This is a genomic window from Pseudomonas sp. P1_F1_2, assembly GCF_056405815.1.
This window is the reverse complement of record NZ_JBFUBK010000162.1, coordinates 1-9,452: the sequence shown is the minus strand read 5'-3', so window position 1 is coordinate 9,452 and position 9,452 is coordinate 1. Positions and strand designations below refer to the sequence as shown.

At 59.6% G+C, this 9,452-nt stretch carries 8 protein-coding genes; 7 read left to right on the top strand and 1 reads right to left on the bottom strand.

What is annotated here, in order from left to right; genetic code table 11:
* Positions 1-116 precede the first annotated feature (116 nt).
* Positions 117-1,400, top strand: coding sequence for an arsenic transporter (locus AC1D2P_RS29395; protein WP_477811728.1), 1,284 nt, complete (start codon positions 117-119; stop codon positions 1,398-1,400).
* A 129-nt stretch (positions 1,401-1,529) separates the two neighbouring features.
* On the opposite strand, the gene AC1D2P_RS29390 is transcribed toward AC1D2P_RS29395, so the two are convergent.
* On the bottom strand, positions 1,530-2,480 hold the full coding sequence (locus tag AC1D2P_RS29390; protein WP_477811727.1) for a DUF1853 family protein: 951 nt from the start codon (positions 2,478-2,480) through the stop codon (positions 1,530-1,532).
* Positions 2,481-2,588: 108 nt separating this feature from the next.
* Between AC1D2P_RS29390 and AC1D2P_RS29385 the strand changes: the two genes are divergently transcribed.
* From AC1D2P_RS29385 to pepN, 6 genes are read left to right on the top strand one after another with little or no spacing between them, the layout of a single operon-like run.
* A complete protein-coding gene (locus AC1D2P_RS29385) occupies positions 2,589-3,479 on the top strand; it encodes an NAD(+) kinase (protein WP_027923400.1) in 891 nt (296 codons plus the stop codon).
* Complete coding sequence (locus AC1D2P_RS29380; RefSeq protein ID WP_371916741.1) at positions 3,476-4,450, top strand: metallophosphoesterase; 975 nt, start codon at positions 3,476-3,478, stop codon at positions 4,448-4,450. The genes AC1D2P_RS29385 and AC1D2P_RS29380 overlap by 4 nt, the downstream gene beginning before the upstream one ends.
* Entirely contained in the window at positions 4,447-5,316 is an 870-nt protein-coding gene (locus AC1D2P_RS29375; protein WP_046032128.1) for a rhomboid family intramembrane serine protease, read from the top strand. Before AC1D2P_RS29380 ends, AC1D2P_RS29375 begins: the two co-directional genes overlap by 4 nt.
* Before the next feature lie 33 nt (positions 5,317-5,349).
* Positions 5,350-5,610: a YeaC family protein gene (locus tag AC1D2P_RS29370; RefSeq protein ID WP_046032129.1), complete on the top strand. Its 261-nt coding sequence runs from the start codon at positions 5,350-5,352 to the stop codon at positions 5,608-5,610.
* Entirely contained in the window at positions 5,607-6,437 is an 831-nt protein-coding gene (locus tag AC1D2P_RS29365) for a DUF2797 domain-containing protein (RefSeq protein WP_223523552.1), read from the top strand. The genes AC1D2P_RS29370 and AC1D2P_RS29365 overlap by 4 nt, the downstream gene beginning before the upstream one ends.
* Before the next feature lie 10 nt (positions 6,438-6,447).
* Entirely contained in the window at positions 6,448-9,105 is a 2,658-nt protein-coding gene (pepN, locus tag AC1D2P_RS29360) for an aminopeptidase N (protein WP_477758299.1), read from the top strand.
* Positions 9,106-9,452: the final 347 nt, after the last annotated feature.

Here is a 9,452-nt window from a genome sequence, read left to right as displayed (position 1 = left end):
GCCTCGTGCTGCTCGACAGCTGCTACGGGATTCGTTGTGTAGAAAATGGGGGCTTTACTCTGTTCGTGTGTTGCGGCTGAATCGCGGTTTGTTTTTTGCGCACAAGGTTGCTTTGCATGCTGACTGCTTCACTGATTTTCCTGCTGACCATCACGCTGGTGATCTGGCAACCCAAAGGCCTGGGTGTCGGCTGGAGTGCAGTCTTCGGGGCGGTGCTGGCACTGATATTTGGTGTCGTGCAGCTAAGCGATATCCCCATTGTGTGGCAGATCATCTGGAACGCCACCGGCACCTTCGTCGCGCTGATCATCATCAGCCTGTTGCTGGACGAGGCGGGCTTTTTTGCCTGGGCTGCCTTGCATGTGGCCCGCTGGGGGCGGGGCAGTGGACGCAAGCTTTTTGCTTATATGGTGCTGCTTGGTGCGTTGGTGTCGGCATTGTTCGCCAATGATGGCGCGGCGTTGATTCTCACACCCATCGTGATCTCGATGCTGTTGGCATTGCGATTTTCTCCGGCGGCGACGCTGGCGTTCGTGATGGGCGCCGGTTTCATCGCCGACACGGCGAGCCTGCCGCTGGTGGTGTCGAACCTGGTGAACATTGTGTCCGCCGACTTCTTCCATATCACCTTCAATCGGTATGCGGCGGTGATGATCCCGGTCAACCTGGTGAGCGTCGCGGCAACGTTGGCGATGCTGATGTGGTTCTTTCGCAGAGACATTCCCAGGAATTACGACCCCGAGCAATTGGATCATCCCGCCACTGCGATCCATGACAAGGCGACGTTTTACGCCGGATGGGCGGTGTTGGTGATTCTGTTAGTGGGGTGTTTTGCCCTGGAACCGCTGGGCATTCCGATCAGCGCCATTTCTGCGGTGTGCGCCGCGCTGCTGCTGGCAATCGCTGCCCGTGGCCACAAAATTTCCACGCGCAAGGTGATGAAAGAAGCACCGTGGCAGATCGTGATTTTCTCGCTGGGCATGTACCTCGTGGTGTATGGCTTGCGAAATGCCGGGCTGACCGGGTATCTGGCGGGCTGGCTGGACGGGTTTGCACAGTACGGTGTCTGGGGCGCGGCGCTGGGCACGGGTGTGCTGACGGCAATTTTGTCGTCGATCATGAACAATTTGCCGACGGTACTGATCGGTTTGCTGTCGATCGATKCGAGCCAGGCCAGCGGCGTGGTGAAGGAGGCGATGATTTATGCCAACGTCATTGGTAGCGATCTGGGGCCGAAAATCACGCCGATTGGCAGTCTGGCGACGTTATTGTGGCTGCATGTGCTGGAGCGCAAGAGTATCCGGATCGGCTGGGGTTATTACTTCAAGGTCGGGATTGTTCTGACGGTGCCGGTGTTGTTGGTGACGTTGGCGGCGCTGGCGGTGCGGTTGACGATTTAAATCGAGTTGGCCTCATCGCGGGCAAGCCTTGCTCCTACAGGATCGGGTCGATCACGAATTTTGCGATTGACACACGACCCGTACGAGCAAGGCTTGCCCGCGATGGGGCCATATCTGCCACTACCAATCTCAACCACTGCCCGGCACATTCGGCCAAAGATCCRCCACCAGAAACAACCGTTCCGCTTCCTCCCAATCCCCTTCGGTATTTTCGGTCAGGCGCACCATCAACTGCGCCGGGGCCTGGGGTTGGAGGTCGCTCAGCCAGGCGCTCAGTTGTTCCGGGCTCCATGTCTGTTCTGCGGGATAATGCGCCGGCGCCAGCCAGGCATGGCGGGGCAGGGGTTGCCATCGGCCGTAAGGCCGTCGCACGACAAAGTCTGCCCAGTCTTTCTGATGCAGCCAGCTACCGCGCAAATGCTGCGGATGCGCACCGTCGGGTGGCTCGGCGTGTCCGGGCCACGGATACAACAGGTAACCGCCGAGCCACAAGTGCGCACTGAACTGCTGGATATCGAGGGCCGCGAGCACTTCGCGACTGTCGGTACGGGCAGAAATGGGCAGTTGATGCTGAGTCAGGTGCGCCAGTTTGCGGTCCAGCCGATCATGACAACCGGGACCGAGCCACTGCGCGGTGTCTTGCCCGTTACCATTTTGCGGTCCGAGATAGAGCTTGATCGCCAGTTCCAGGTGATGCACACCGTCGCGGTCGCGCAGCAACATGTCCAGCTCGCCCAGCGTATGCCCTTCACGTCTGATCGGCAGGTTGGCGGCAATCAGCTCGATCCCCGGGGCGTGCCGCACCGCGTATTGCCATAACCGTTCGTAGTACAGGCCTAAACGCCGGGTTCGGGCCTGGGACAGCCAGTGCAACAAGTCATAACTGTCGCGGTCCAGTTGCCGCAACCAGCGCTCCAGGTGTTCCGGTTGTTGCACCCACTCGCTGCCGGCCAGCGGATGACGTTGCGGCCACGGCGTATCGAGGAGCATCGGCGGTGCGAGGATGACCCACGCCAGGTCGCGCACTTCGGGGTGGCGCAACTGATGGGGCAACGTGAGCAAATCGGGAAATAGGATCATCTTGCGAGCATAGCCCTAAACATGAGTACACCCTTGTGGCTGAAAGGATTTTGTCTATCCCGCGCTTTCGCCCATAATCGCCTTTTTCGCCGTCCTTGCAGGAACCCCATGGAGCAATTTCGTAATATTGGCATCATCGGTCGCCTGGGCAGTTCTCAGGTGCTGGATACCGTCCGCCGACTGAAACGGTTTCTGCTCGATCGTCACTTGCACGTGATCCTTGAGGACACCATCGCCGAAGTCCTTCCGGGGCATGGCCTGCAAACCTCGTCACGCAAGATGCTCGGCGAAGTCTGTGACATGGTGATTGTGGTCGGCGGTGACGGCAGCCTGCTGGGCGCCGCCCGGGCGCTGGCCAAGCACAATATCCCGGTGCTTGGCATCAACCGTGGCAGCCTCGGTTTCCTGACCGATATTCGCCCTGATGAACTGGAAGTCAAAGTCGCCGAAGTGCTCGACGGGCACTACCTGGTGGAAAACCGCTTCCTGCTGCAAGCCGAAGTCCGCCGTCACGCTGAAGCCATCGGCCAGGGTGATGCGCTGAACGACGTGGTGCTGCACCCCGGCAAATCGACTCGGATGATCGAGTTCGAGCTGTACATCGACGGCCAGTTCGTTTGCAGCCAGAAGGCCGACGGCCTGATCGTCGCGACGCCCACCGGTTCGACCGCCTACGCGCTGTCAGCGGGTGGACCGATCATGCATCCCAAGCTTGACGCTATTGTGATTGTGCCGATGTACCCCCATACCTTGTCGGGTAGGCCGATAGTGGTCGATGGCAACAGTGAGCTGAAAATCGTCGTGTCCAAAGATATGCAGATTTACCCGCAAGTCTCCTGTGACGGGCAGAACCACTTCACCTGCGCACCGGGTGACACCATCACCATCAGCAAAAAAGCGCAGAAGCTGCGGCTGATCCACCCCCTTGACCACAATTACTATGAAGTCTGCCGGACCAAGCTCGGTTGGGGCAGCCGATTGGGTGGTGGAGGCGACTGATGCTCGATCCCGCGCGTAGCTACGACCTGATCGGTGACGTGCACGGTTGCGCTCTGACCCTTGAGCACTTGCTCGACCGGCTCGGTTATCACAAACAAGGTGGCGTCTGGCGGCATCCATCGCGCATGGCCGTGTTCGTCGGCGACATCATCGACCGCGGCCCGCGCATTCGCGAGGCGCTGCACATCGTCCATGACATGGTCGAGGCCGGCCAGGCGCTGTGCATCATGGGCAACCATGAATTCAACGCGCTGGGCTGGAGCACCCCGGCGCCACCGGGCAGCGGCAAACAGTTTGTCCGAGAGCACACGCCGCGCCATGCCCGGTTACTGGGCGAAACCCTCAGCCAGTTCGAAGATCATCCCGGCGACTGGCATGACTTCCTGCAATGGTTCTACCAGTTGCCGTTGTTTATCGATGCCGGGCGCTTCCGGGTGGTGCATGCCTGCTGGGATTCGGGCCTGATCGAGCCGTTGCGCGGGCTGTTCCCCAATGGCTGCGTCGATGAGCATTTCCTTCAGGCATCGGCCGTGCCCGGCAGTTTCGCCTGCACCGTGTTCGACCGGCTGCTGCGCGGCACCGACATGCGCTTGCCCCACGGCTTGACCATGACCAGCGGCGACGGTCTGGTGCGTTCGTTCTTTCGCACCAAGTTCTGGGAAGACGACCCGCAAACCTACGGAGACATCGTGTTCCAACCGGACGCATTGCCTGAGCCGGTGGCGCAGACGCCACTGTCTTCCACGGAAAAGAACACGTTGCTGCGCTATGGGATCGATGAGCCACTGTTGTTCGTTGGCCACTACTGGCGCAGCGGCAAACCGGCACCGATTCGCCCGAACCTGGCCTGTCTGGATTACAGCGCAGTGCTCTACGGCAAACTGGTCGCCTATCGCCTGGATCAGGAGACCCGTCTCGATCCGCACAAATTTGTCTGGGTCGATGTCGAACGGCCGGAGGTGCTGCAATGAGTGCTGTTGCCGTATTGCGTCTGCCACTGGCGGTGGACTTGAGCGGGTTCGTCAAATTGCTGCAGCGCATGCAGGTGCCGCATCGCGTCAGCGAAGAGTCGGGCGAACAGGTGCTCTGGGTGCCGGCCAATATCAGCGAAGACGTGCGCTCGTTGTACGAACGCTTTCCGGCCGGTGATCCCGATCAGCAACTGGACATTCCGGTGGCGCAAACGACCCAACGCCCCGGTTTCGTCGAACAACTTCGCTATGCCAAGGCCACCGCGGCGGTTTTGCTGCTGAGCATCCTCGTCGGCGCGGTGACGTTGTTGGGCGAAAACCTCGACACGATGCGCTGGCTGACCTTCCTCGATTTCCGCGTGGTGGGCGAATACATCCATTTCGTCCCGTTGGCCGACAGCCTGGCGGCGGGGCAGTGGTGGCGCCTGATGACGCCGATGCTGATCCACTTCGGCATCTTGCACCTGGCCATGAACGGCATGTGGTACTGGGAACTGGGTCGGCGTATCGAATCGCGACAGGGCAGCATCAACCTGATCGGCCTGACGCTGCTGTTCAGCCTGGTGTCCAACTACGCGCAGTATTTTTTCAGCGGCCCGACCTTGTTCGGCGGCTTGTCCGGCGTACTGTACGGCCTGCTCGGGCATTGCTGGATCTTCCAGTTATTGTCGCCGAACCCGGCTTATCGCCTGCCGCGTGGTGTGTTGGTGATGATGTTGGTGTGGCTGGTGCTGTGTATGTCCGGGCTGATCTCGATGATCGGTTTCGGTGAGATCGCTAATGCGGCCCACGTCAGCGGGTTGCTCGTCGGATGCCTGACCGGTTTGTTGGGTGGTTTGTACAACCGCCGTAAACTGGCCGTCTAAACAAGTTATGTATTCAATCGCGCGGAGACCCTGATGTCCTCTTTTAACGAAATGATCAAAAACATCACCCCCGATATCTACCAGAGCCTGAAACTGGCGGTGGAAATCGGCAAATGGTCCGACGGTGGCAAACTCACCGCGGAACAACGCGAGCTGTCGTTGCAAGCGATGATCGCCTGGGAAATCCAGAACCTGCCCGAAGAAGAGCGGACGGGCTTCATGGGGGTGCAGGAATGCGGCTCCAAATCGATTGAAATACCCAATATTCTGTTCAAATCGGATGCCGTCCATTGATCGAGATTGGCCGAGGTGCAATCAGTAAAATGTCGGCGCGTCTTGACGGGTCCGACGTGCAGTACGCATTGCGTCTGGGTGATGTCGAGGTGCCGGTCAATCCAATGATCGGCACTACCGTGCGCCTGGAATACCTGGGGGCGATTCATTGCACCCATTGCGGACGCAAGACCAAAACCAGTTTCAGCCAAGGGTATTGCTACCCGTGCATGACCAAACTGGCGCAGTGCGACCTCTGCATCATGAGCCCGGAGCGTTGCCATTACGACGCTGGTACTTGCCGTGAGCCGGCATGGGGCGAACAGTTCTGCATGACCGATCACATCGTGTACCTGTCCAATTCGTCGGGGGTGAAAGTCGGGATTACCCGCGCTACCCAACTGCCGACCCGCTGGATCGATCAGGGCGCCCGTCAGGCGTTGCCGATCATGCGCGTGTCGACCCGTCAGCAGTCGGGGTTCGTCGAAGACCTGTTCCGCAGTCAAGTGGCGGACAAAACCAACTGGCGTGCGTTGCTCAAGGGCGAGGCGGCGTCGGTGGACCTGGCCGAGGTTCGCGACCAACTGTTTGATAGCTGCGCCGAGGGCTTGAAAACATTGCAGGAACGATTTGGCCTGCAAGCGATCCAGACCATTGCCGACGTAGAAACGCTCGAGATCCGTTATCCGGTCGAGCAGTACCCGGCCAAGATCGTCAGCTTCAACCTGGACAAGAACCCGATTGCCGAAGGCACGCTGCTGGGGGTCAAGGGGCAATACCTGATCTTCGACACTGGCGTGATCAATATTCGTAAATACACGGCTTATCAGCTCGCCGTGCATCAGTAAGGACTCCAGCATGCGCACCGAACAACCGAAGATGATTTACCTGAAAGACTATCAGGCGCCCGAGTACCTGATCGACGAGACGCACCTGACCTTCGAGTTGTTCGAGGACCACAGCCTGGTCCATGCGCAACTGGTGATGCGCCGCAATCCCGAGCGCGGCCCGGGCCTGCCGCCGCTGGTACTGGACGGCCAGCAGTTGGAGCTGCTATCGGTGACCCTGGCTGATCGCGAGCTGAGCGAAAGCGACTATCAGTTGACGGAAAATCATCTGACCCTGCACCCGACCAGCACCACCTTCACGGTCGATACCAGCGTCAAGATCCACCCGGAAACCAACACCGCSCTGGAAGGYTTGTAYAARTCCAGCGGCATGTTCTGCACCCAGTGCGAAGCCGAAGGCTTCCGCAAGATCACCTATTACCTCGACCGCCCGGACGTGATGAGCAAGTTCACCACCACGGTCGTCGCCGAACAACACAGCTATCCGGTGCTGCTGTCCAACGGCAATCCGATTGCCAGCGGTCCCGGCGAAGACGGCCGGCACTGGGCGACCTGGGAAGACCCGTTCATGAAACCGGCGTACCTGTTCGCGCTGGTGGCCGGTGATTTGTGGTGCGTCGAAGACACCTTCACCACCATGACCGAGCGTTCCGTGGCATTGCGTATCTACGTCGAGCCGGAAAACATCGACAAGTGCCAGCACGCCATGAACAGCCTGAAGAAGTCGATGCGCTGGGATGAAGAAGTGTACGGTCGCGAGTACGACCTGGACATCTTCATGATTGTCGCGGTCAACGACTTCAACATGGGCGCCATGGAGAACAAGGGCCTCAACATCTTCAACTCCAGCGCCGTGCTGGCCCGCGCCGAAACCGCAACCGACGCCGCGCACCAGCGCGTCGAAGCCATCGTCGCCCACGAATACTTCCACAACTGGTCGGGCAACCGCGTGACCTGCCGCGACTGGTTCCAGTTGTCGCTCAAAGAAGGCTTCACCGTGTTCCGCGATGCCGGGTTCTCCTCGGACATGAACTCGGCCACGGTCAAGCGCATCCAGGACGTGGCTTACCTGCGCACGCACCAGTTCGCTGAAGACGCAGGCCCCATGGCTCACGCCGTGCGGCCGGACAGCTTCATCGAAATTTCCAACTTCTACACCCTGACCGTGTACGAAAAGGGCTCGGAAGTGGTCGGCATGATCCACACCTTGCTCGGCGCCGAAGGTTTCCGTAAGGGCAGCGACCTGTATTTCGACCGCCACGACGGCCAGGCCGTGACCTGCGACGACTTCATCAAGGCGATGGAAGACGCCAACGGTGTCGACCTGACCCAGTTCAAGCGCTGGTACAGCCAGGCCGGTACTCCGCGCTTGGCGGTGAGCGAGTCTTATGATGCTGCGGCGAAAACCTACAGCCTGACCTTCCGTCAAAGCTGCCCGGCGACCCCGGACAAGGTTGAAAAACTGCCGTTCGTGATTCCTGTGGAATTGGGCCTGCTGGACGCCAAAGGTGCGGCGATTGCCTTGCGCCTGTCCGGCGAAGCCAGCGCTCAGGGCACGTCGCGGGTGATCTCGGTGACTGAAGCCGAGCAGACCTTCACCTTCGTCGACATCGCTGAACAGCCGTTGCCTTCATTGCTGCGTGGTTTCTCGGCGCCGGTCAAACTGAGCTTCCCGTACAACCGCGATCAACTGATGTTCCTGATGCAGCATGACAGCGACGGCTTCAACCGCTGGGATGCGGGCCAGCAATTGTCGGTGCAAGTGCTGCAAGAGCTGATCGCCCAACACCAGGCCGGCGAAGCCTTGGTGCTGGATCAGCGCCTGGTGTCGGCGTTGCGCACCGTGCTGTCCGACGAGACGCTGGACCAGGCCATGGTCGCGGAAATGCTTTCGTTGCCGGGTGAGGCGTACCTGACTGAAATCAGCGAAGTGGCTGATGTCGATGCGATTCACATTGCCCGTGAGTTTGCTCGCAAGCAATTGGCTGAAGGGTTGTTCGAGGCGTTGTGGCTGCGTTATCAGGCCAATCGCGAGCTGTCGAAGAAAACGCCGTACGTGGCCGAGGCCGAGCACTTCGCTCGTCGCGCGTTGCAGAACATTGCGCTGTCGTACCTGATGTTGAGCGCTAAACCGCAAGTGTTGGCGGCGACGCTTGAACAGTTCGAGGCGAGCGACAACATGACCGAGCGCCTGACGGCGTTGGCGGTGCTGGTCAATTCGTCGTTTGAAGCAGAGAAAGCCAAGGTGCTGGCGAGTTTTGCCGAGCACTTCAAGGACAATCCGCTGGTCATGGATCAGTGGTTCAGCGTTCAGGCGGGCAGTGCGTTGCCGGGTGGTCTGGAGCGTGTGCGTCAGTTGATGCAGCATCCGGCGTTCAACATGAAGAACCCGAACAAGGTGCGGGCGCTGGTCGGTGCGTTTGCCGGGCAGAACCTGATCAACTTCCATGCGGCGGATGGTTCGGGGTATCGCTTCCTCGCGGATCTGGTGATCGAGTTGAACGGGTTTAATCCGCAGATCGCTTCGCGCCAGTTGGCGCCGCTGACTCGCTGGCGCAAGTATGACGATGCGCGTCAGGCGTTGATGAAAGGTGAGCTGGAGCGCATTCGTGCTTCGGGTCAGTTGTCTAGCGATGTGTTTGAAGTGGTTAGCAAGAGTCTGGCCTGACTCTGGGTTCGCTCCTGCAGTGGTTCACCTGAACCCTGTAGGAGCTGAGCTTGCTCGCGATGGCGGCCTTAGAGCCGACCGGGATTTTTTATGGTGTACATATTCATTCCTGCGGTAACGGCCACTTAGGGTTTCGCCCTTACGGCGACTCACTTTTTTTTCAAACGCCAAAAAAAAGTAAGCAAAAAAAGGCTCGCCCCGAGCGTCCGGCCCCTCGCTGGGGCTCGGCGTTCCTTCGCTCCGGTATCCCTCCGGGGACACTGCCCTCCGGTCTGCTTCGCTACGACCTACATGCAGCGTGTTCGACTGCGTCGAACGGCGCTACGCGCCACTCCCCGGATGAACAC